21 protein-coding genes and 3 pseudogenes are annotated in these 19,906 nt (G+C 73.0%); 13 read left to right on the forward strand and 11 right to left on the reverse strand.

Annotation, left to right across the window (positions count from 1 at the left end; all coding sequences use genetic code 11):
* Positions 1-25: 25 nt before the first annotated feature.
* Together HCC30_RS20245 and aspS are read right to left on the reverse strand one after the other, a co-directional pair.
* Positions 26-601 (reverse strand): Uma2 family endonuclease, encoded by a 576-nt coding sequence (locus HCC30_RS20245; protein WP_169444031.1) that lies wholly within the window; start codon positions 599-601, stop codon positions 26-28.
* Between the two features lie 68 nt (positions 602-669).
* Positions 670-2,436, reverse strand: a complete 1,767-nt coding sequence (gene aspS, locus HCC30_RS20250; RefSeq protein WP_169444032.1) for an aspartate--tRNA ligase — start codon at positions 2,434-2,436, stop codon at positions 670-672.
* A 110-nt stretch (positions 2,437-2,546) separates the two neighbouring features.
* Between aspS and HCC30_RS20255 the strand changes: the two genes are divergently transcribed.
* A complete protein-coding gene (locus HCC30_RS20255) occupies positions 2,547-4,826 on the forward strand; it encodes a SpoIIE family protein phosphatase (RefSeq protein WP_169444033.1) in 2,280 nt (759 codons plus the stop codon).
* 419 nt (positions 4,827-5,245) lie between these two features.
* Positions 5,246-6,007 (forward strand): nucleotidyltransferase domain-containing protein, encoded by a 762-nt coding sequence (locus tag HCC30_RS20260; RefSeq protein ID WP_169444034.1) that lies wholly within the window; start codon positions 5,246-5,248, stop codon positions 6,005-6,007.
* 268 nt (positions 6,008-6,275) lie between these two features.
* Here HCC30_RS20260 and HCC30_RS20265 read toward each other — a convergent pair whose 3' ends face one another.
* Positions 6,276-7,046, reverse strand: a complete 771-nt coding sequence (locus HCC30_RS20265; RefSeq protein ID WP_169444035.1) for a helix-turn-helix transcriptional regulator — start codon at positions 7,044-7,046, stop codon at positions 6,276-6,278.
* Between the two features lie 204 nt (positions 7,047-7,250).
* Between HCC30_RS20265 and HCC30_RS20270 the strand changes: the two genes are divergently transcribed.
* The 3 genes and pseudogenes from HCC30_RS20270 to HCC30_RS28775 form a co-directional block, all read left to right on the forward strand.
* Positions 7,251-7,742, forward strand: coding sequence for a hypothetical protein (locus tag HCC30_RS20270; protein ID WP_169444036.1), 492 nt, complete (start codon positions 7,251-7,253; stop codon positions 7,740-7,742).
* Positions 7,743-8,156: 414 nt separating this feature from the next.
* Positions 8,157-8,717 (forward strand): annotated as a pseudogene (locus tag HCC30_RS28770) (MFS transporter); the annotation flags it as partial.
* 543 nt (positions 8,718-9,260) lie between these two features.
* A pseudogene (locus HCC30_RS28775) lies at positions 9,261-9,875 on the forward strand (MFS transporter); the annotation flags it as partial.
* Between the two features lie 8 nt (positions 9,876-9,883).
* Here HCC30_RS28775 and HCC30_RS20280 read toward each other — a convergent pair.
* From HCC30_RS20280 to HCC30_RS20290, 3 genes are read right to left on the reverse strand one after another with little or no spacing between them, the layout of a single operon-like run.
* Positions 9,884-10,114 carry a hypothetical protein gene (locus HCC30_RS20280; protein ID WP_240979773.1) on the reverse strand — a complete coding sequence of 77 codons (231 nt, stop codon included), beginning with the start codon at positions 10,112-10,114 and terminating at the stop codon, positions 9,884-9,886.
* Positions 10,111-10,488, reverse strand: a complete 378-nt coding sequence (locus tag HCC30_RS20285) for a hypothetical protein (protein WP_346776720.1) — start codon at positions 10,486-10,488, stop codon at positions 10,111-10,113. The genes HCC30_RS20280 and HCC30_RS20285 overlap by 4 nt, the downstream gene beginning before the upstream one ends.
* Positions 10,485-10,682, reverse strand: coding sequence for a hypothetical protein (locus HCC30_RS20290; protein ID WP_240979774.1), 198 nt, complete (start codon positions 10,680-10,682; stop codon positions 10,485-10,487). The genes HCC30_RS20285 and HCC30_RS20290 overlap by 4 nt, the downstream gene beginning before the upstream one ends.
* Before the next feature lie 148 nt (positions 10,683-10,830).
* Between HCC30_RS20290 and HCC30_RS20295 the strand changes: the two genes are divergently transcribed.
* The 4 genes and pseudogenes from HCC30_RS20295 to HCC30_RS20310 form a co-directional block, all read left to right on the forward strand.
* Positions 10,831-11,652 carry a helix-turn-helix transcriptional regulator gene (locus tag HCC30_RS20295; protein WP_169444039.1) on the forward strand — a complete coding sequence of 274 codons (822 nt, stop codon included), beginning with the start codon at positions 10,831-10,833 and terminating at the stop codon, positions 11,650-11,652.
* On the forward strand, positions 11,649-11,834 hold the full coding sequence (locus HCC30_RS20300) for a DUF397 domain-containing protein (RefSeq protein WP_169444040.1): 186 nt from the start codon (positions 11,649-11,651) through the stop codon (positions 11,832-11,834). Before HCC30_RS20295 ends, HCC30_RS20300 begins: the two co-directional genes overlap by 4 nt.
* Before the next feature lie 2 nt (positions 11,835-11,836).
* Positions 11,837-12,214, forward strand: a complete 378-nt coding sequence (locus HCC30_RS20305) for a hypothetical protein (protein ID WP_206324076.1) — start codon at positions 11,837-11,839, stop codon at positions 12,212-12,214.
* 155 nt (positions 12,215-12,369) lie between these two features.
* Positions 12,370-13,207, forward strand: a pseudogene (locus HCC30_RS20310) (IS5 family transposase); the annotation flags it as partial.
* 126 nt (positions 13,208-13,333) lie between these two features.
* Here HCC30_RS20310 and HCC30_RS20315 read toward each other — a convergent pair.
* Positions 13,334-13,795 carry a hypothetical protein gene (locus HCC30_RS20315; RefSeq protein ID WP_169444041.1) on the reverse strand — a complete coding sequence of 154 codons (462 nt, stop codon included), beginning with the start codon at positions 13,793-13,795 and terminating at the stop codon, positions 13,334-13,336.
* Between the two features lie 382 nt (positions 13,796-14,177).
* Between HCC30_RS20315 and HCC30_RS20320 the strand changes: the two genes are divergently transcribed.
* The 3 genes from HCC30_RS20320 to HCC30_RS20330 are packed head-to-tail and all read left to right on the forward strand — an operon-like array spanning position 14,178 to position 16,332.
* Positions 14,178-14,483, forward strand: a complete 306-nt coding sequence (locus HCC30_RS20320; protein WP_169444042.1) for an acylphosphatase — start codon at positions 14,178-14,180, stop codon at positions 14,481-14,483.
* The gene (locus HCC30_RS20325) at positions 14,480-15,304 is read left to right on the forward strand and encodes a Mut7-C RNAse domain-containing protein (protein ID WP_346776721.1); all 825 of its coding nucleotides are present in this window, start codon (positions 14,480-14,482) and stop codon (positions 15,302-15,304) included. Before HCC30_RS20320 ends, HCC30_RS20325 begins: the two co-directional genes overlap by 4 nt.
* 38 nt (positions 15,305-15,342) lie before the next feature.
* Positions 15,343-16,332, forward strand: a complete 990-nt coding sequence (locus tag HCC30_RS20330) for an HNH endonuclease signature motif containing protein (RefSeq protein ID WP_240979753.1) — start codon at positions 15,343-15,345, stop codon at positions 16,330-16,332.
* Positions 16,333-16,362: 30 nt separating this feature from the next.
* Here the strand turns inward: HCC30_RS20330 and HCC30_RS20335 are convergent, their stop codons facing one another.
* Complete coding sequence (locus HCC30_RS20335; RefSeq protein WP_169444124.1) at positions 16,363-16,560, reverse strand: hypothetical protein; 198 nt, start codon at positions 16,558-16,560, stop codon at positions 16,363-16,365.
* 273 nt (positions 16,561-16,833) lie between these two features.
* Between HCC30_RS20335 and HCC30_RS20340 the strand changes: the two genes are divergently transcribed.
* Positions 16,834-17,226, forward strand: coding sequence for an SgcJ/EcaC family oxidoreductase (locus tag HCC30_RS20340; RefSeq protein WP_169444044.1), 393 nt, complete (start codon positions 16,834-16,836; stop codon positions 17,224-17,226).
* Between the two features lie 10 nt (positions 17,227-17,236).
* Here the strand turns inward: HCC30_RS20340 and HCC30_RS20345 are convergent, their stop codons facing one another.
* From HCC30_RS20345 to HCC30_RS20355, 3 genes are all read right to left on the reverse strand, one after another.
* Complete coding sequence (locus tag HCC30_RS20345) at positions 17,237-17,839, reverse strand: DUF998 domain-containing protein (RefSeq protein ID WP_169444045.1); 603 nt, start codon at positions 17,837-17,839, stop codon at positions 17,237-17,239.
* A gap of 50 nt (positions 17,840-17,889) precedes the next feature.
* Positions 17,890-19,455 carry a YcaO-like family protein gene (locus HCC30_RS20350; RefSeq protein ID WP_169444046.1) on the reverse strand — a complete coding sequence of 522 codons (1,566 nt, stop codon included), beginning with the start codon at positions 19,453-19,455 and terminating at the stop codon, positions 17,890-17,892.
* A gap of 173 nt (positions 19,456-19,628) precedes the next feature.
* Complete coding sequence (locus HCC30_RS20355; RefSeq protein ID WP_169444047.1) at positions 19,629-19,790, reverse strand: hypothetical protein; 162 nt, start codon at positions 19,788-19,790, stop codon at positions 19,629-19,631.
* Between the last annotated feature and the right edge of the window lie 116 nt (positions 19,791-19,906).

Below are 19,906 nucleotides of genomic sequence, written 5' to 3' on the forward strand. Positions count from 1 at the left end.
GTGCGTGTGGCGGGCGGGCGGAAGGTCAGCGGACCCAGTCCGTCAGCGGGGCGGTGTCCAGCTCGATGCCTACCGGGGCGGGGAGGGCGACGGTCTTGCCGAACGGTACGGTCGTGACCTGCTCGTAGCGGACGCCGTCCGGCTCGGAGTGCACCTTCACCTCCTGGCTGTCCCGGTCGATCAGCAGGTAGACCGGGATCGCGGCCTCGGCGTACGCGCGAGGCTTCTCCACGCGGTCGCGGAGGTCGGTGTCCCGGTCGCCGGAGGTCACCTCGACGACCATCAACACCCCGTCGGTGCTTGCCCATTCGCCCTGGCCGACGAAGTTCCCGCTGGCCGCGAGCGCGCCGTCGGGCCGAGCGTTGCCCTTGCGGTACGTCTCCACGCGCAGGCCCTGATGCGGATAGAGCCACCAGCGGGGGCGGGCGTGCAGAACGCACTGTGTCAGCCAGGCGATGATCCGGGCCCGGTTACCGTCCGGCCACGCCTTGGCCGCTGCCCTGCCGTCGAGGAGTTCCAGGCGAGGGGCGTCGTCGCTCCGCGCCGAGCGACGGGAGAGTGCCTCGAACTCGCGCTGGGACAGCTCCTGTTGCTGTGTCATGCGAGAACGCAAGCACGAGAAAGCCCGGGATCCAGCGGATCCCGGGCTTTTCGCTCGTGCGGGGTGTCTTACGTCAGCTTCGGCTTGCGGATGTCGAGGTGGAGTTCCTTGAGGCGGGACTCCTCGACCTCGCTGGGGGCGCCCATCATCAGGTCCTGGGCGTTGCCGTTGAGCGGGAAGGCGATGGTCTCGCGGATGTTCGGCTCGTCGGCGAGGAGCATCACGATGCGGTCGATGCCGGGGGCGATGCCGCCGTGCGGCGGGGCGCCGAACTGGAACGCGCGGAGCATGCCGCCGAACTCGCGCTCGACGTCCTCACGGGAGTAGCCCGCGATCTCGAAGGCCTCGAACATGATCTCCGGCTCGTGGTTCCGGATCGCGCCGGAGGACAGCTCGACGCCGTTGCAGACGATGTCGTACTGCCAGGCCAGGATGTCCAGCGGGTCCTTGGTGCGGAGCGCCTCCAGGCCGCCCTGCGGCATGGAGAACGGGTTGTGCGAGAACTCGATCTTCCCGGTGTCCTCGTCCTTCTCGAACATCGGGAAGTCGACGATCCAGCAGAAGCGGAAGACGCCTTCCTCGAAGTGGCCGGTGCGCTTGGCGGCCTCGACGCGGACGGCGCTCATGATGCGCGAGACCTCGTCGAACTCGCCCGCGCCGAAGAAGATCGCCGTGCCCGGCTTGGCGTTCAGCGCCGTCAGCAGGGCCGAAGTGTCCTCCTCGGTGAGGAACTTGGCGATCGGGCCGGTCAGCGTGGAGTCGTCGCCGACGCGGACCCAGGCCAGGCCCTTGGCGCCCTGCTCGACGGCGAAGTCGCCCATCTGGTCGAAGAACTTGCGCGGCTGGTCCGCGGTGTCCGGCACCGCGAGCGCGCGCACGTGCTTGTCCGCGAACGCCTTGAAACCGGAACCCGCGAAGACGTCCGAGACATCGGTGAGTTCGAGCTGCGCGCGCAGGTCGGGCTTGTCCGAGCCGTACTTGAGCATCGCCTCACGGAACGGGATGCGCGGGAACGGCGAGGTGACGTGCCGGCCGTTGCTCAGCTCCTCGAACAGGTCGGTCATGACCTTCTCGATGACCTGGAAGACGTCCTCCTGCTCGACGAAGCTCATCTCCATGTCGAGCTGGTAGAACTCGCCGGGCGAGCGGTCCGCGCGGGCGTCCTCGTCCCGGAAGCAGGGCGCGATCTGGAAGTACCGGTCGAAGCCGGCGATCATCAGCAGCTGCTTGAACTGCTGCGGCGCCTGCGGCAGCGCGTAGAACTTGCCGGCGTGCAGCCGGGAGGGGACGAGGAAGTCGCGGGCGCCCTCGGGGGAGGTCGCGGAGAGGATCGGGGTGGCCATCTCGTGGAAGCCCTCGCCGACCATCTTCTCGCGGATCTTCGCGATGACCTGCGAGCGCAGCATGATGTTGCGGTGCATGCGCTCGCGGCGCAGGTCGAGGAAGCGGTACTCCAGGCGGCGCTCCTCGTTGACCCCGTCCTCGGTGTTGATCGTGAAGGGGATCTGCTCGGCCGCGCCGAGCACCTCGACGGAGGTGACCTCGACCTCGATCTCACCGGTCGGCAGCTCGGGGTTGACGTTGTCGGCGCCGCGCGCCGTCACCTTGCCGTCGACGCGGACGACGCTCTCCTTGGAGAGCGAGCTGAGCCGCTCGTTGACCTCGGTGTGCTCGGGCCGGACGACCAGCTGCACGATGCCGTAGTGGTCACGCAGATCGATGAAGTTGATACCGCCCAGATTCCGCCGGTTGTGCAGCCAGCCACTCAGCCGGACGTCGGCGCCGACGTCCGAGGCACGGAGCTCGCCGCAGGTGTGGGAACGGTACCGATGCATCATTCATCCAGTCGTTGGCTCTGAGGAAGTCACAGGGGAATCGCCCCCAGAATAACGCCCTGGCTCATCCCCACTCGCCGCCTTTTCGCCAACCCGCATAAAGTGGGGCAATGCGCTCCGAGGACGTTCTGGCCGCCGTGCGGACCGGACTCTGGCAATGGGACAGCGCGACCGGCTCCGCCACCCTCGACAGCACCGCCGCGCATCTCCTCGGCGTCCCCTCGGCCCCCGGCCGCAGCGGCATCCTCACCATGTCGGCCGCGACCTTCCGCTCCCGCGTGCACGTCGTCGACTACGTCGAACTCCAGGGCATCATCGACCTCGCCCTGGAGGAGGGCACCCTCGCCGAGGCCCTGCTGCGCATCGTCTCCCCCGAGGGGACGGTGCTGCGCACCGTGCGCGTGAAGCTCCGCGCCGAGCAGCCCAGGGGCGAGCCCGTACGCCCGGACCGACCCCTGGACCCCGAGCACCCCGTGCACCCCGAGCGCTCCCTGCGCCCCGAGCACGTGCGGGGCCCCGAGCGGCACGGGGACGTGCGGATGGTCGGCGTCGTCTCCGAGGTGCCGGAGCCGTCCGCCGCGCAGACGCCCGTCACCGGTGACTGGCGGCGCAGCCGGGAGGCGTTCCTGCTGGACGCGGGGCGGGCGCTGGCCGAGGCGTACTCGACGAGCGAGGTGCTGCGGGTCGCCGCCTCGCTGTCCATGCCGGGCTTTTCGCCGGACGGGCAGGCCGTCTTCGGCGTCGACGGCGGGCGGCTGCACGTCATCGGGCACCACGGGCAGCAGCCCAGCGAGGAGAACCCGTTCAACGGGATGCCGCTGGAGACCGACTACCCGGCCTGCGAGTGCATCCGCACCGGCCGCGCCGTCTACCTGGCCCGCCCCGAGGACTACCGCTCCCGCTACCCGGGCACCTGGCCGCTGGCCGAGCGGTTCGGCCGCAACTCGTGGGCGTTCCTGCCGCTGAACGTCGCGGGCCGCACGATCGGCTCGTGGATGGCGGCCTTCTCGCACCCCGTCTCGTTCACGCCCGACGAGCGGTCGGTGCTCACCACCGTCGCGCGGATGCTGGCCCAGGCGCTGTCCCGGACCACCCAGCACGAGACGGAGCGGGAGCTGAGCGCCGGGCTCCAGCGCACCATGCGGCCCGTGCACAAGCCCGACATCGTGGGGATGGCGCTGGCCGCGCGGTACGTGCCGACCGGCGGCGGCCTCCAGGTCGGCGGCGACTGGTACGACGTGATCCCGCTGCCCTCGGGCCGTACCGCGCTGGTGATCGGGGACGTGCAGGGGCACGACGTGCGGGCGGCGGGCGTCATGTCGCAGCTGCGCATCGCGCTGCGCGCGTACGCCTCCGAGGGGCACCACCCGGACTCGGTGCTCTCCCGCGCCTCCCGCTTCCTCGCGGGGCTGGACACGACCACCGAGGACGCCTGGTCCGGCGCGGGGACGGGCACCGGGCGGGACGGGCTGGGGCCCGAGACCCGCTTCGCGACCTGCCTCTACATGGAGGTCGACCCGCTCACCGGCATCATCGACATCGCCCGGGCCGGGCACCCGGACCCGGCGATCCGGATGGTCGACGGCACCGTCCTCGTCCGCCCCACCGCGGGCGGGCTGCCGCTGGGTGTCGAGCCGGACACCGAGTACCCCACGACGCGGCTCATCCTCGAACCCGGCGAGACGCTGCTGGCCTGCACCGACGGGCTGCTGGAGACCGGCGGCCACGATCTGGACACCGGCTGGCAGCGGGTCCGCGCGATCTTCGGCGAGCACCGCGACGAGGCGTTCCCGGACGGCGATCTGGAGGCCCTCGCCGACGACATCCTCCAGGCCGTGCACGGCCCGCCCTCGCACCACACCACGGGCCCGCTGCACGAGCGCCGGGACGACGACATCGCGCTGCTGCTCCTCGCGCACGCCGACCGCTGCGCCGTCGTCCCGGGCCGGCCGGGGCGTCCCGGGTCGGCGGAGGGGCGGACGTCGCGGCGTACGGTGCTGGCCGTCGGGCAGTCCGAGCCGGACCGGGTCGCGGACGCGCGGCACCAGTTGCAGAGCCTGCTGTTCGACTGGAGCAGCGAGGACCAGGTCGACGGGGCCGTGCTGATGCTGTCCGAGATGCTGACGAACGTGCTGGTGCACACCGACGGGGACGCGCTGCTCGTCGCCGAGATCAGCGGTCCGCACGGGGAGCGGAAGCTGCGTGTCGAGGTCGCGGACCGCAGCGATGAGCTGCCGCACCGGCGGCAGCCGGGGGAACTGGCCTCGTCCGGGCGGGGGTTGGTGCTGATGGAGATGCTGGCCGGGTCGTGGGGCGTCGACCCTCGCGGGGAGGGCAAGAGCATCTGGTTCGAGGTCCGCGAGGACGAGCCCGCACCGCAGTGGGGCTGAGCGCCCCTTTTTCGGGGGGGGCGCGGGGAACTGCGCAAACCCCGAGCCACGACGGCGCCGCACCCGAACAAGCGGGGCGCACCCGCGAATCAGGGGCGCGGGGAACTGCGCGAAAACCCGGGCCACGACGCACCCGCACCCCGCGTCGACTCGAAGTCGGCCGCCTGGTGCGGGCTGACGCGTCCACCTCCCCGTCGAGGCAGCGCCCGCGGGCTCCGCACGAAGCCGTGTGTGACTCCCCGGACCCCCCCGAATATTCGGTCACCACCGAGCCGGTCATTAGGGACACTGGTCACCGGTGCGGCCGGCCGCCGCCGAGACGGGGCGGCGCCCCCCAGGGTGACGGGCGCGGGTGCACGCCGCGAACTCCCCTGCTGCCGACGGGAGTTCGGAACACGACGGGACAACGGAGGGTGACAGTGACCGACGAGGCTTTCCTGGACCGGCTCGGCGGGCGGCTCGCGGGCCTGCCCGGCGTCGAGACCGTCACGCTGGGCGGCTCGCGCGCCCAGGGCACGCACGGTCCGGACAGCGACTGGGACGTGGCCGTCTACTACCGGGGCGCGTTCGACCCCGAGGACCTGCGCGCGCTCGGCCTGCCCGGCGAGGTCTCGGAGCTGGGCGCGTGGGGCGGCGGGGTGTTCAACGGCGGCGCCTGGCTGACCGTCGAGGACCGCAAGGTGGACGTGCACTACCGCGATCTGGACGTGGTGGAGCGGGAGCTGGAGCGGGCGGAGCGCGGGGAGTTCCACGTCGAGCCGCTGATGTTCCACCTGGCGGGCATCCCCAGCTACCTCGTCGTCGCCGAACTGGCCCTGAACCGCGTGCTGCACGGTTCGCTCCCGCGCCCCGACGGCTACCCGCGCGCCCTGCGCGAGGCGGCGCCCCCGTACTGGCAGGGCGTCGCGCACCTGACCCTCTCGTACGCCCGCGCCGCCCACGCGCCGCGGGGCCGTCTCACGGAGACGGCGGGAGCGGTGGCGACGGCCGCGACGCAGACGGCGCACGCGGTGCTGGCCGCGCGCGGCGAGTGGATCACCAACGAGAAGACGCTGCTGTCCCGCGCCGGCCTCCGCCCTCTCGACTCCGTCCTCGCGGGCGCACGCGCCGACGCGCAGTCCCTCACCTCCGCCGTGGACGAGGCGACCCGCCTCTTCTCGGAGGCGACGGGCGCCCGTTAGGGGGCGCGGGGAACGGCGCCCTCCTGGGGGCGCGGGGAACTGCGCGAACGGCCACGGCGTGCGGGGTGGTCCGGTGACGTCATGGAGCACCCCGCGCCGGGGCTGGGGCGCTGCGCTTGCCAGCCCTGCGCCTAGGCGCAGTTCTCCCAAGCGGGGTGAGCCCGAGAAGCGAGGCGAGCCCGATCAGGGGCGCGGGGAACTGCGCGAAACCCCGGGCCACGACGCACCCGCACCCCGCGACGCACAAGAAGGGCACCCCGCAAAGCGCTCACCCCCGGTAAGCCCCCGGCGTCTCCCCGAACGCGGAGCGAAACGCGTCGATGAACGCACTCGCCGACGACCACCCGCACCGATGCGCGACGGCAGTCACCGAGTACGACTCCGTCAGCAGCAACAACGCGTGGTAGAGCCGCAGTTGCGTACGCCACTGCGGAAAACTCATGCCCAGCTCCCGCCGGAACAGCCGGCTGAGCGTCCGCTCCCCGACCCCCGTCGCCGCCCCGAGCGCGGCCAGCCCCCGCCGCTCGGCCGGGTCCCGGTGCAGCAGCGCGCAGACGGCCCGCAGCCGGGGGTCGGTGGGTGCGGGCAGATGCACCGGCTGCTGCGGTGAGGCCCGCAGCCGGTCGAGCAGGACGGCCCGCAGCCGCCGCCGCTCGGGGCCGCCGTCGTCCGGTTCGCGGGTGCAGGCGAGGATCAGTTCGCGCAGCAGCGGTTCGACGGCGAGCACGGTCGGTTCGGTCAGCCCGAGCGGGTTGGTCCCGGGAGGCAGCCCGATCAGGTGCAGCGCCAGGTGCCCGCCGTGCGCCCGGTGCGCGTGCACGCATCCGGCGGGCACCCACAGCGCCCGGTTCCCCGGCGCCACCCAGGTCCCGGCGGCGGTCGTCACGGACAGCACCCCGTCCCCGGCGTACACGATCTGATGCTCGTCGTGCCGGTGCGCGTCGATCTCCTCCCCCGGCGCGAGCACCTTCGTACGCGTCGGCGCCCGCGGCGCGTGACGCACGTCCGCTCTGGCCACCAAGTGGCGGGTTTCCGGCATGAGTTGGCAACTTATCGGAAGTGGGCCAGGAACAGAACCCGTTGTTCGATGAGGCCGTGCATCTCACGATCCAAAAGGTGCGGAACTCTTGCGCAGCTATACGGAAATGTGCCGCCAGCGATACCTCTGCACCGAGGGGGCCGTCACGCTGTGTGACCGGACTGATAAAATCGGTCACGTTGTTGCAGGGTGCACTGTCGAAACATGCAGACCAGTGCGGCGAATTTCAGTACGGCTGGTCATGCGAAAACCGGTGACGGCGTATCGATGAAGGATCTCTCCGACCGAGAGGTGAAGGCCAGGAATGATGCCGTATGGGGAAGCGGCAGTCTCAAGATTCAGGCTGAAAAGCTCAGTTTGCGGCCGTTGATCGCGGGTGGTGCGCAGGCGCTGCACGGTGACGTTATCGGCGGAATCAAGACTGCGTCCGGGTGGCTTCCTGGCTATTTTGCGGGAAAAGGGTTGGAGAAGACGGAGGAGTCGTACCGGGGTGGCCCTGGTGCGGGGGGACGGCACCGCGCTCCCTCGTTCATCAACAAGGCGGCAGGCGTTGGCACCAAGATATTTGGGCTTCCGGTAAGCGTCGCGGCGACGGCCGTCGATTTTATTTATACTCCAGAAATCGATCCGGATGAGAAAATGAAGAAAAGTGAAGTAGTGGCCCCGGAAAAGCCGCAACCTCAGGAATGGAAGTAGCGCGTTGTCGCATGTCGGTGATCCGCATCGCCCCGACCGGCCGCCGCGGACGCGGCAGTCGTTCGGGAGGCGGATGTGGGACGTTCTGGTCGATGCTGTGCGCCCACGGGGATGGCGGAATCTTGCCGTCGGCTGCTTCTTCGCAGTGGTCGGAACCGGGGCACTGCTCTTCGCTCTGCCGCAGGGCAAGTTGAGTCTTGCCGACGGTCTGGTGGCCGTCGCGGCGGCTGCCTTCGGGTGGCCCTATCTGATCGCCTGTTGTCGCTCGTACGTGAGGCGTGACCGCGAGAGGTAGCTCCGCGGGGCCAGGTCTCCAGCGCTCCTGGCGCCGGCCATGCTCAAGTGGCGGGTTTCCGGCATGAGTTGGCAACTTATCGGAAGTGGGCCAGGGGGTGGGGTCGTGACGATGGGGGGATGCGGAGACGGAGTGGGCGGGAGAGTGGGCGGCGGGCCGTGGGGCTGCTGGCGGTGGGGCACGCGTGCGTGGACGTGTACCAGGGGGCGGTGGCGGCGCTGGTGCCGTTCTTCGTCGCCGAACGCGCGTACACGTACGCGGCGGCTTCGGGGATCGTGCTGGCGGCCTCGCTGCTGTCGTCCGTGGTGCAGCCGCTGTTCGGGGCGCTGACGGACCGGTGGGCGATGCCGTGGCTGCTGCCGGTGAGCACGGTGGTGGGCGGCGTCGGGGTGGCGCTGTCCGGGGTCACGGGCTCGTACGGGCTGACGCTGCTGGTGGTGGCCGTTTCCGGGGTCGGGGTGGCGGCCTATCACCCGGAGAGCGCCCGGGTGGCGCGGCGGGTGAGCCGGGGCAGTCACACGGCGATGGGCTGGTTCTCCCTCGGCGGCAACCTGGGCTTCGCCACCGCCCCGCTCCTGGTCTCGGCCGTCGTCGCCACCGGCGGCCTCGGCCTCTCCCCCCTCCTGGCCGTCCCCTCCCTCGCGGGCGCGGCCCTGTGCGTGGCCGCGCTGCGGACGGTGGGCGGGGTGGGTGCCGACCTTGCGTCGGGTGGTGGCCGGGCGTCGGGTGGTGGCCCGGCGTGGGGTGGTGGCCCCGCGTCGGGCGTCGGCCGGGGATCGGGCACCGCCTCTGTGTCGGGCGTCGGCCCCGCGTCGGGCGTTGATCCGGCGTCGGGTGGTGGCCCCGCGTCGGGCGCCGGCCCCGCGTCCGGCACCGGCCCGGGACCGGGCACCGCTTCTGTGTCGGGCGTCGGCCCCGCGTCGGGCGTTGATCCGGCGTCGGGTGGTGGCCCCGCGTCCGGCACCGGCCCGGGATCGAGCACTGATTCGGCTTCCGCCGCCGACTCCGGCACCGGCACCGGTCCGGCGTCCAGCACCGGCCCCGCGTCCGGCACGGACCCGGCGTCCGGCACGGACCCGGCGTCTGGCACCGGCCTGGGATCGGGTACTTGCCCCGCGTCCGGCACGGACCCGGCGTCCGGCCCCGCCCCCGCATCCGCCCCCGCCCCCGCGTCCGCCCCCGCCCCGGGACCGGGCACCAACCCCGCGGCCACCCTCACCCCCCGCGACGACTGGTCCTCGTTTCTGCGGCTGACCGGGGCCGTCGTGTGTCGGTCGGTGGTGTTCATGGGGCTGAGTGCGTTTGTGGGGCTGTTCGTGCGGGAGCGGGTCGGTGGGGGTGAAGTGGTGGGGACGGCTGCGTTGTTCGTGCTGTATGTGGGCGGTGCGGTGGGGACGGTGGCGGGTGGGTGGCTTGCGGGGCGGTTCGGGCGGGTGCGGGTGGTGCGGTGGTCGTACGCGGTGACGGGGCCGGCCGTGGCCGGGGTCCTGCTGGTGCCGGGGCCCGCGGTGTACCTGTGCGTCCTGCTGGTCTCGGCGGGGCTGTACGTGCCGTTCTCGCTGCACGTCACGCTCGGCCAGGACTATCTGCCGCGCCGCGTCGGCACCGCGAGCGGCGTCACGCTGGGGCTGACGGTCAGCGTCGGCGGCCTGGCCAGCCCGCTGATCGGCGCGCTCGCGGACGCCGTCTCGCTGCGCGTCGCCCTCGCCCCGCTGACCGTCCTGCCCGCGCTCGGCCTGCTGCTCCTGCTCGGTCTGAAGGAGCCGGTGGCGATCGAGGCGGTGGCCGGTACGAGCCCGGCGCGCGTGCCGGACGAGGACCCCGCGCGCCGCGCCTGAGCGCCCCCTCACAGCCGGAGCCGTATCCGCAGGTGGTTGAACTCGCTGACCCGCGCCCGCAGTTCGTCACCGCTGTGCGCCGTCACGGGGCGCAGGTCCTCGACCGGGACGTCCCACTCCAGGCCACCGCCCGGCGGGCGCAGCTGCGCGTACGGCCCCGTGCGGGCCATCACCTCGCCGACCCGCCCGCTGCGCGTGTCCACCGCGTACGCCCCCACCTCCGCTCGTCCCTCGCTCACCCCGGGAACTCCTCCCCGTACGCGGCCCATTCGGGCATCTCGTACAGCCGCAGCGGTTCCGGCATGTCCTGGCCGAGCGTGGCGAGGGCCAGGGCGCGGCGGCGCATGCGCTGTTCGTGGGCGACGAGGTACGGGCGGACCAGCGCGGCCGCGTCCCCGTCGAGCGCGGCGAGTTCGTCCGGGACGCGGCGGGGCCGGGACGGTTCCTGTCCCGGCAGGTACGGCGGCCGGTGCGGGCGGAGGACGAGGGTGCGGCGGCGCGGGGTGCCCGGCTGCGGCGGGACGGGCGGGCGGCGGTGGCGTCCGCGTCCCCGGCGGCGCCTTCCCCGTGGGCACAGGGTTCGGGTGACGCGGCGGAGTAAGCGGCCGATCACGTGCGGGACCCCCGCTCGCGCAGTGCGGCGGCCAGGCGGCGGGCGGTGTCGCGGGGGCAGCGGCCGAGTTCGATCAGCGGGTCCGGGGGCCGGCGGGCGTAGGTGACGAGGTCGAGGCCGAGGGTGGGCAGCGTGACGCCGACGTCGTGCAGCGCGGCGCGCAACTCCTCGACCACGGCCTCCGCTTCGGCCACGGCATGCCCCTCCGGGCCACTGGCATATGCGTGTTGATCCGACATGCGGACACGATCGCGTCCGGATACCTAGACTTCGAGGTCCTCTGAAGGTACAAATCGCGATCTTGGCGGTATGTACACGGGATGTACCAGAAGGGCAGCTCCCATGGCCGACACCAACGGCGAACTCCCCGCGAATCTCCGCTACTTGGGCAACCAGTTCCAGCTCTGGCGCGTGGACGCCGGCGTCAGGAGAGAGGCTGCCGCCGAGGCCGTCGGCTACTCGGTCGAGACGGTCAAGTCCGTCGAGTACGGCCGCCGCAAATGCCCGCCCAAAATGGCCCTCATCGGCGACGAGCTGTTCGGCGCCAAGGGGAAGCTGAAGGCGGGGCTTCAGTACCAGGAGCCGGAGAAGTATGCGCCACAGGCGCAGGACTTCATCCCTGTCGAGCAGCAGGCCAGTTGGCTTTGGACGTACGAAAGCACCCTCATGCCCGGCCTGTTGCAGACAGAGCGCCATGCGCGGAGCTTGATGGAGGACCACTGTCCTCCGTTCGATGACGAGACCGTCGAGCAGCGGCTCACCGCGCGAATGGACAGGCAGAAGCTGCTGTCTCCCGATGCCAAGCCGCTTGTCGAGTACAGCTGCGTACTGGCGGAGGCAGTTCTGCGTGTACCAGTAGGCGGTCGTGACACGCATCGAGAGCAGTTGCAGCACCTGCTGAAAGTAGGCGGCCAACGCAACGTCTCAGTACAGGTGTTGCCCTTCGAGTGCGTGACAGAAGCGGCGATGCTCGGCCCGATGGTGATCGTGGAGACCAGAGAGCAGGAGCTCTACGGGTACATGGAAGTGCACATGGCGAGCAGCCTGACTTCGGACCCGAGGGATACGAACACGCTGATGAGGCGCTATGGAATGATCCGCATGCAGGCGTTGAGCGTTGAGGAGTCAGCGCGGTTCATCGAGCGGACGGTGGCAGAGCTATGAGCGAGCAGCTCGCGTGGTTCAAGTCGACGTACAGCGGCGGCGACGGCGGCAACTGCGTCGAGGTCGCCACCACCCTCCGCACCGTCCACATCCGCGACTCCAAGCGTCCCGTCTCCGACCCGTATCTGACCGTTCCGTCCGCCGCGTGGAGCGCGCTGGTCGCGTACGCGCGCGAGGCGTAGGGGTGCGCCCCGGAGGGGGCGCGGGGAACTGCGCGAACCGCCGCGGCGTACGGCGGGCGGCCTGGGTGAACCTGCTGCTCGGCGTGCCCGCCGTCGTCCCGTTGTCCCTGGCGTGGTGGCTGGCGACCGAGTACCTGCCGATGGACTGCCGGAGCGTCGCCGACCTCTCCGATCCGGGGCTGGCCCACTGCAACTACACGACGCTGGACCACGCGCCCGTGATGATGTTCCTGCTCGCCGTGACGGGGCTGCTCATGCTGTGGCTGATCCTCGCGGTGAACGTCTTCCGCCCGCGCAGACTGGGCCGCCCGCGCGGGGCGTGGCTCGGCGGCACGCTCCTGATCCCGGTCCCGTTCGCCGTGCTCCTGCTCCTCACCTGACCGCCCCGCCGGGGGCGCGGGGAACTGCGCGAACGGCCACGGCGACGGGGTGGTCCGGCGACGGCAGAAACGCACCCCGCGCCGGGGCGGGCGCTGCGCTTGCCAGCCCTGCGCCTAGAGCGTGTCTCCTTGATGGGTTGAGCTGTTGATCGGGTGTGTCCGTGCGACTGGTGATCAGCGATGTGATGTGGGGCCGGATCGAGCCGTTGATGCCGCCTGACCCGGTCCGTGGCCGACGGTGGGCGGACCATCGCCGGACTCTGGAGGCCATCGCGTGGAAGTTCTGAACGGGAGCGCCCTGGCGGGACCTGCCCGAGGAGCTCGGCTCGTTCAAGACCGCCCATAAGCGGCTGTTGCGTTGGGTGGTGGATGGCGCATGGGCCCGCATCTTCGCTGCTGTCCTGGCGGTGGCGGACGCGGACGGCGACATTGGGTGGGTGGTCTCGGTGGACTCCACAGTCTGCCGGGCCCATCAGCACGCGGCTGGCGCCCGCAAAGGGGGACTCCGGCCGGGGGGGGCTGGCCGACCACGCGCTGGGACGCTCGCGAGGTGGCCTGAGCACGAAGGTTCACCTGGCTGCCGACTCCAACGCTCCTCCCTTGGCGATCGTCCTGACGGCTGGTCAGGCTGGTGACGCGCCCGCGTTCACCGCGGTGATGGCCGCCATCCAGAGCGGGCGGCCGCGGACCCGACCGGACGTGGTGCTCGCGGACCGGGCCTATTCCTCGCGCGCGATCCGTGCTCACCTGCGCGAGCGGCACGTGCGGACGGTGATTCCACAGCCGGTGGACCAGGCCCGTCACCGTCGGCGGCGCGGCTCGAACGGCGGGAGGCCGCCGACGTTCGCCCCAGAGGCGTACAAGGGACGCAACAGCGTTGAGCGGTGCATCGCCCGGCTGAAGCAGTGGCGCGGTCTGGCCATGCGAACGGAGAAGCTCGTCATCACCTACCAGGCGGCGCTCCACCTCGCCGCGATCCTCATCTGGGCCCGGCGACAGATGCGGTCAGCGGTCGACCACCCCCACGCGCGTCCGCAGGCGAAGTGCCAGCACCGACGTGCTGCACGATGCCGAACGCCATGCACGTGGGGGCGGTGTTCTCATCCGGGCGTCAGGTGGCTAGTCCGTCTTGACGGGCAGGAGCGCCCAGGCGTACTGGAGGTCGGAGTCGAAAGGCGCCAGTTCGAGTTCAGGCGGGAAGATCATCGCTGACGACACCGCCAGCTGCAGGTCCTTGTCGGGGACACGGATGAAGTAGGCGGCCGGCTGCGGCGCCTGCGGGGCCGGCTCGACCTTCCACACACGGGTGGGGAAGTCACTCAGCGGCCCCAAGACCACCCTCTCGCCCTTCTCCGGCTCCTTGTAACCCAGGGAACGAGAGGGGAAGAGCCGGGCGGGAACCTGAATGGCGCAAGTGCCGTCCTCGAGGACCTCCACGCTGAACTCTTGCTCCCGTTCCGACGCAGCCCCGGGAGCCGTAACGGTCACACCGTTTGCCCCGGCTGTGAGGACCCGCGCGTCGGGGCCGGTGGCGTCGGGCCAGCTGACGATTCGATAGACGCCGGAGGACAGGGCTCCCATGGATGACTCCTTCACCTAGTGATTGCTACGGCCGACTCAGGTCGACAGCCTCCTGCGGCAACGACCGGGCCGGACCGCGGATCGGCCGGACCACCAGGCAACACTGCCGAAGCTCTGAAGATGCACCCCAACACTGCAAACCACCCGAAGGCGGGAAACTACAAGGAGACACGCTCTAAGGCGCAGTTCTCCCAAGCGGGGCGAGCCCGAGCAGCGCCGCAGGCAAAACGGGGCGGGCCCGCGAATAAGGGGCGCGGGGAACTGCGCGAAAAGCCGGGCCACGACGAGCCCCGCACCCGGCGACGTACGCAAAGCCCCCCCCCGCACCCGGAAAGCGCGCACCGCGCCCAGGCCCCACCATGGGACCCGTGGAGGTGAACCCATGGCTGAGGCAGGCGTGACCTGCAAGCGCGTGCTCGTGACCGGCGAGGTCCAGGGCGTCTTCTTCCGGGACACCTGCCGCCAGACGGCGGCCCTGCACGGGGTGAGCGGCTGGGTGCGGAACCTGCCGGACAGCCGCGTCGAGGCGCTCTTCGAGGGCCCGCCCGAGGCGGTGGCGAACATGGTCGAATGGGCGCACGACGGTCCCCCGGCGGCGCTCGTGGAGGACGTGCAGGTCCTGGACGAGGAGCCGCACGGGCACTCGGGGTTCGAGGTGCGCGGCACCCCGCCCCGGCAGAACCTGTGAGCGCCCCGCTCCACGTCCACGTACCGCCCGAGCTGCGCTTCTTCCTCCCGGCCCGGCGCCGCGCGGAAGAGGCCGTGTGCCCGTACGACGGGACGTCCTCGCTCGGGCACGTCGTCGCGGCGCTGGGCATCCCGCCGACGGAGGTGGGGCGGCTGCGCGTCGAGGGCCGGAGCGTGCCGGGCGCGTACCGGCCGCCGGGCGGGGCGCGGGTCGAGGTGGAGGCGGTGGCGCGCCCGCAGCCGCTGCCGCCGTCCGCGCCCGCGCCGCCGCGCTTCGTGCTGGACGTGCACCTGGGGGCGCTGGCGCGGCGGATGCGGCTGGTCGGGGTGGACACGGCGTACCGGAACGACGCGGCCGACCCGGAGCTGGTGACGGAGGCCAACGCGGAGCTCCGCATCCTCCTCACTCAGGACCGGGGGCTGCTGCGCCGCCGCGCGCTGTGGCTGGGCGCGTACGTACGCGGCAGCGCGCCGGACGACCAGCTGACGGACGTCCTCACTCGCTTCGACGTCCCGCTCGACCCGTGGACCCGCTGCCCGGTCTGCAACGGCACCCTGGAGCCGGTCGCCAAGGCCGAGGTGCAAGGCCGCATCCCGCCGGGCACCCGGCGCACCTACGACACCTTCACCCGCTGCACCGCCTGCGCCCGCGTCTACTGGCCGGGCGCCCACCACGCCCGCCTCGCCTCCCGGGTACGGGCGGCGCGGGCGGCGGCGGGCCGCGAACGTACTCCGCACGACCCGCCGGAGAGCGTGGCGGGAAGAGGCGGGGCCGGCGCGGGGGACGTTCTGGACGCGGCGTACGGGGATGCAGCAGGGTGACCGGAGGCGGGGGTCAACGGACAGGGAGGGCAGGGGAGTTGGCGGGAGAGGCGTACGGGGAGGGTGAACCGGCGGAGCACGTCTGGCTGTTGAGCGGTCACCGGCTGGACGATCCGGACACCGGGCGGAAGGCGGACTACGTGCCCGGGTGGGTGGCGGCGGGCCACTGCTCGATGAACTGGCGGGACGTCCGCGAGACGCTGCCGTCCGGCACTTCGCGGGAGGGCGTGCGGGCCGCCGTCGAGCGCGGTATGCCGGACCCGGAGCACACGGAGAAGCGGCGGGACATCGCCGCGTCCCAGCTGTACGGCTTCGTCACGCGGATGCGGCCCGGGCACCTGGTCGTGGCGCGTACCGACCCGGCGGAGTCGAACCTGCTGCACATCGGCGTCATCACGGGCCCGGTGGAGCCGGAGCCGCGCGCCTCGCCGTGCACCCGCCGCCGTCCGGTCCGCTGGGCGACGGAGTACGCGCCGCTGGAGTGGAGTTCACTCCCCGAGGAGCTGCGCTCCTATCTGGACAACCGGCGCCGGATGACGCTGTACGGGATCAGCGAACGCGCCGCCGAGATCGAGCGGCTGGCGCACGAGGCGGCGTCGGCCGAGGAGGCGGACGGGCCGGGCGGCTTCCGGCTGGAGGGCAACCGGAGCCGGGACGTGCCGGCCCGGCGCCGGTACCGGCCCGAGCAGGGGCTGTTCCGGGAGCGGGTGCTCGCCCGGTACGACGGCCGGTGCCCGCTGTCCGGCATCGGCGTCCCGGAGATGCTGGAGGCGGCCCATCTGCACCCGGACGCGGCGGGCGGCAGCTCCGACCCGGGCAACGGGCTGCTGCTCAACGCGGCCCTGCATCGCGCCTTCGACGCGGGCCTCTTCGCCGTCCACCCGGAGACCCTCGCCGTCGAGACCCTGCCGGACGGGCCCGGCCTCGCCGACCTGGGCATCACCACCCCGTCCCTGCCCCGCGCCCGCGCCCCGCACCCGGAGGCCCTGCGCCGCCGCTACGACGGCTGGCGCCGGGGGGCGGGGTAGCCGCCCGCCGGGCGGTCCCGGTGGCGGCGGTCAGTCCCAGCGGTAGCCGTCGCCCAGGTTGAGGGTGTGCTCCAGTACGTCCTCCATCGGGTCGTCGACCTGGCCGGTGTTGATCAGGCCGATCCTGGGGCCGTTGTGCGAGTTCCGGTTGGTCTCGTCCGCCTGTGCCGTGCCGGCCGTCGCCAGGACGGCCGCGGCGGGGAGCACCACCGCCACCGCCGTCATCATCGCGCCACGGGAGAGAGTGCGTGCCCAACGTCCGTTCACTGCCTGCTCCTTGATCTCCGGCGGATGCGTGCCGCGCGGGCACGCGTCGTCCTCAACCCTGCTCAACACCTTGTGTGATCAAGAGGTAACCAACGGTCATACGAATGAGTGGAGTACGGGGCCGGGACGGGACGGAGGCCGGTGGTCCTGGTCCCTTCGTCCGATGGCGGCGGGCGGCCCCGGGCAGCAGGATTCCGGTGGGGCGGGGTGCGACGAGACCGACGGGAGCGCGGGATGAGGGTGCGGGACGTACTGGACGCGCTGGAGCGGGCGTGGAACGCGGGGGACGGCGCGGCGTGGGCGGCCTGCTTCGCGCCGGACGCCGAACTCGTCGACGCCGTCGGCAGGTTGCAGCGGGGCCGCGCCGAGATCGCCGGTGAACTGGCCGGGCTCGCCGCGGGCGTCTACCGGGGCAGCGTCATCGAGTTCGGCGAACTCGCCGCGCGCCCGGTCGGCGCCGGCCTGACGCTCGCGCACACGCGGTCCCTGCTGCGGGTCCCGGCCGGCGCGCGCGCCGGGGACACGCACTCCACGCAGACCCTGCTGATCGGCGCGGACGGCCTGGTCGTCGCCTTCCAGAACACCGTCCGGGCCGACTTCGCGGCCTTCACGGGCGGCACGGTCTGAGCCGTCCCGTTCAGCCGGCCCGCTCAAGGGGTCCGGGGCGGCGGGGGAGGCAGGAGAGGACGGCGACGAGGGGCCAGACGGTCTGGGCCGTGGTCAGGACGCGCTCGGCGAGGCCCGCGTCCCCCCGGCCCTGGAGCTCGATCAGGAACCACACCGCGCCGACGCCCATCAGCGCGCAGACGGTGATCGCCGCCGAGGGGCGGAGGGCCCACGGCGCCGCCCCGTCGTGGTCGGCGCCCAGCACCGGCCACAGGGCCATCAGCGCGAAGCCGACGCCGACCACCCAGCCGTGCGACAGCGAACCGCCGCTGCTCGGCGCCGGGAACAGCGCCAGCAGGATCACCGCCACCCCGCCCCCGGCCAGCGCCAGCCGTCCCGCGGGCGCGGCCGCGCGCAGGCCCGAGGCGGTGACGAGGTGGCACAGGCCCAGCGCGAGCAGCGCGGCGGTGAGGACCCACCGCCCGGCGGCGCCGTCCGAGGCGAGCAGGCTGATGGTGTCCGTGGCCGGGTCGTAGCCGGGCCCGTGCAGCACCGTCGCGACCGTCCAGCCGCCGACCAGCAGGACGGGCGCACACCCGGACGACAGCACGGTCCACCACGGCGCGAGTCTCACCGGACCACCATAAATCGGGGCATGTGCCGTCCCGGCGGAGTCGCAGCCCGCTAGCGGCCGGTGCCGTCGCCGACGGCGGCCGGGACGGGCACCGGTGCGGCCGCGCGTGCGGTGCGGGCCGCGCGGCCGCGGGCGCCGGGGAGGACGACGTGACCGTCCAGGACGAGCAGGAACCGTTCCAGCCCCGGCACCACCACGTGCACCACCGCGAGGTGCTCGCTCACGTACCGCTCCCACGCCCACGCCCGGAAGCCGCGCGCGGCCAGCCGCCGCAGCAGCGTGCACAGGTGCGCCTCGGGGGTGCGGGGTACGGGCCGCCGTCCGGTGCCCGGCGCGCGGAGGGCCGGTGCCGGGAGCACCGGGTCGTCGGCCGGTACGGCGGCGGAGGGCGCGGCCTCGGCGAAGGCGGGGTCGGTGAAGACGGGGCCGGGGACGCCCGCCTCGGCGAAGTCGAGCAGCGTGGCCGAGGGCAGGCGGGACGCGAAGTCGGCCAGGTAGCAGCGGTGCAGCGCGGGGTAGGGCGTCGTCCGCACGCAGTCCGGCTCCGGCGCCGGCGCCTCGTCCAGGGACAGGCTGTGGCTCTGCACCAGCTCGGTCAGCGCGCGCTCGGCCGCGTAGCGCGGGCTGAGCGAGGCGCCGCAGCCGCGGGTGCGCGGCGGGCGCCCGGGCGTGGGCGGCGTCGCGTACGCCCAGAACGCGGGGACGCCCAGGTCGGTCGTCATGTCGAGCAGGTGGACGCGCCGGCCGATGCGGGACTCGGCGTCCGCGTGCAGCGCGGCCAGTCCCGGCGGCAGGCTCGCCGGGTCGACGACCCGGAGCGGTGCCGGGTCGTCGGCGAGGAACTGCCCGGCCAGCAGCAGCGAGACGGCGTCCCGCTCGATGGTCTCGTTCAGCGCGTGCACGGCCGCCTCGGCCGGGGTGGTGCCGGCGGCCCAGCCGCTGTTCGAGGTGTAGCGGCTGACCGCCGAGTAGTCGTACAGATCGCCCAACTCGGCGCGGGCGGCGGCGTGTTCGGGGCCCGGGTAGCCCGGCGCGGAGAGGAACAGCGGGAACGCGCGGACCGGGCCGCCCGCGTCCGTGGCGCCCGGGCCCCCGAGCGTGGTCGCCGCCGGCCGGTACGGGAGGCAGGCGAGCGGCGCGTCGGGGCCCTCGGCCAGCAGCGCGAGCGCGGCGTCCCCGGCGAGCGGGGTTTCGGCCGCTTCCGGTGCGTCGGCCGTGCGGGGGCCGTCCGTGGGCGGGCGGCCGTCGTCGGTGCGCAGGAGTGCGTGGGCGGTGCGGAGCAGGAGCTGGTCCGGGGCGGGAAGTTGGGCCGAGAGATGGTGCTCCAGCGCCTCGAAGACGGCGCCGACCCGGGCCGCCTCCTCCGGCCCCTTGCCGAGCCCGACCCCGAGCGGTACGGGTGCGCCGTCCCGGTGCAGGGTGCAGCGCCAGGAGCCGGGGCGGCTCGCGGGCACCGGCTCGACGGGCGCGGTCAGGCCGAGCGCTTCGACGGCCGCGGCGCCGTGCTCCCTGGCGTCGTCGATCCCCACGCCGCGCTCGCCGGACTGGAGCCCGGCCAGCGGCCCGGGCGGCGGTGCGCTCGTACGGAGTCCGGACGGGGACGGGGTGTGCGGCATGCGGCAGCCTTCCGGGATGTGCGGGTGCGGTGGCGAGTGGTGGTCGGGCCCCGGTGCGGGGGCGGGTGCGGTGCGGTGGCCGGGCCCGGCCGGGGCGAGGGCCGGGCCCGGTGGGGGCGCGCCGGGCCGGGCGCGGGCGCGTCAGGGCGGTGGCCCGCGCCCGGCCCCTCGGCTCAGCCGGCGGTCACCGGTTCCTCCGGCGCCGCCTCGCGCGCGGGCGCCGCCGCGCACGCGGGCTCGTGCAGTTCCTCCAGCAGACTCTTCTCGGCGCCGGTCAGCTCGACCTGCGACGGCGTGTAGCCGCCCCAGATGTCGCCAGGGAACCTCCAGGACATGGGCAACTCCTCCCCTCACGCCCGGCGCGCGCGGAGGGGAGCCCGTGGACCCACCTGCCACGCTCTCCCCCTCGTCGCCGCCGGGCTGGACTCGTCCCGGACCCCTGTGGCTCCGG

The organism is Streptomyces sp. HNM0574, from assembly GCF_012726235.1.
Taxonomy (GTDB): Bacteria; Actinomycetota; Actinomycetes; order Streptomycetales; family Streptomycetaceae; genus Streptomyces.

Bases quoted from the DNA above. Each gene is read 5' to 3' on its own strand.
- HCC30_RS20300 (WP_169444040.1), top strand. From the start codon at position 11,649: ATGAGCGAGCAGCTCGCGTGGTTCAAGTCGACGTACAGCGGCGGCGAC.
- HCC30_RS20320 (WP_169444042.1), top strand. From the start codon at position 14,178: ATGGCTGAGGCAGGCGTGACCTGCAAGCGCGTGCTCGTGACCGGCGAG.
- HCC30_RS20315 (WP_169444041.1), bottom strand. From the start codon at position 13,795: ATGGGAGCCCTGTCCTCCGGCGTCTATCGAATCGTCAGCTGGCCCGAC.
- HCC30_RS20355 (WP_169444047.1), bottom strand. From the start codon at position 19,790: ATGTCCTGGAGGTTCCCTGGCGACATCTGGGGCGGCTACACGCCGTCG.
- HCC30_RS20265 (WP_169444035.1), bottom strand. From the start codon at position 7,046: ATGCCGGAAACCCGCCACTTGGTGGCCAGAGCGGACGTGCGTCACGCG.
- aspS (WP_169444032.1), bottom strand. From the start codon at position 2,436: ATGCATCGGTACCGTTCCCACACCTGCGGCGAGCTCCGTGCCTCGGAC.
- HCC30_RS20350 (WP_169444046.1), bottom strand. From the start codon at position 19,455: ATGCCGCACACCCCGTCCCCGTCCGGACTCCGTACGAGCGCACCGCCG.
- HCC30_RS20245 (WP_169444031.1), bottom strand. From the start codon at position 601: ATGACACAGCAACAGGAGCTGTCCCAGCGCGAGTTCGAGGCACTCTCC.
- HCC30_RS20295 (WP_169444039.1), top strand. From the start codon at position 10,831: ATGGCCGACACCAACGGCGAACTCCCCGCGAATCTCCGCTACTTGGGC.
- HCC30_RS20340 (WP_169444044.1), top strand. From the start codon at position 16,834: ATGAGGGTGCGGGACGTACTGGACGCGCTGGAGCGGGCGTGGAACGCG.
- HCC30_RS20255 (WP_169444033.1), top strand. From the start codon at position 2,547: ATGCGCTCCGAGGACGTTCTGGCCGCCGTGCGGACCGGACTCTGGCAA.
- HCC30_RS20270 (WP_169444036.1), top strand. From the start codon at position 7,251: ATGCAGACCAGTGCGGCGAATTTCAGTACGGCTGGTCATGCGAAAACC.
- HCC30_RS20335 (WP_169444124.1), bottom strand. From the start codon at position 16,560: ATGATGACGGCGGTGGCGGTGGTGCTCCCCGCCGCGGCCGTCCTGGCG.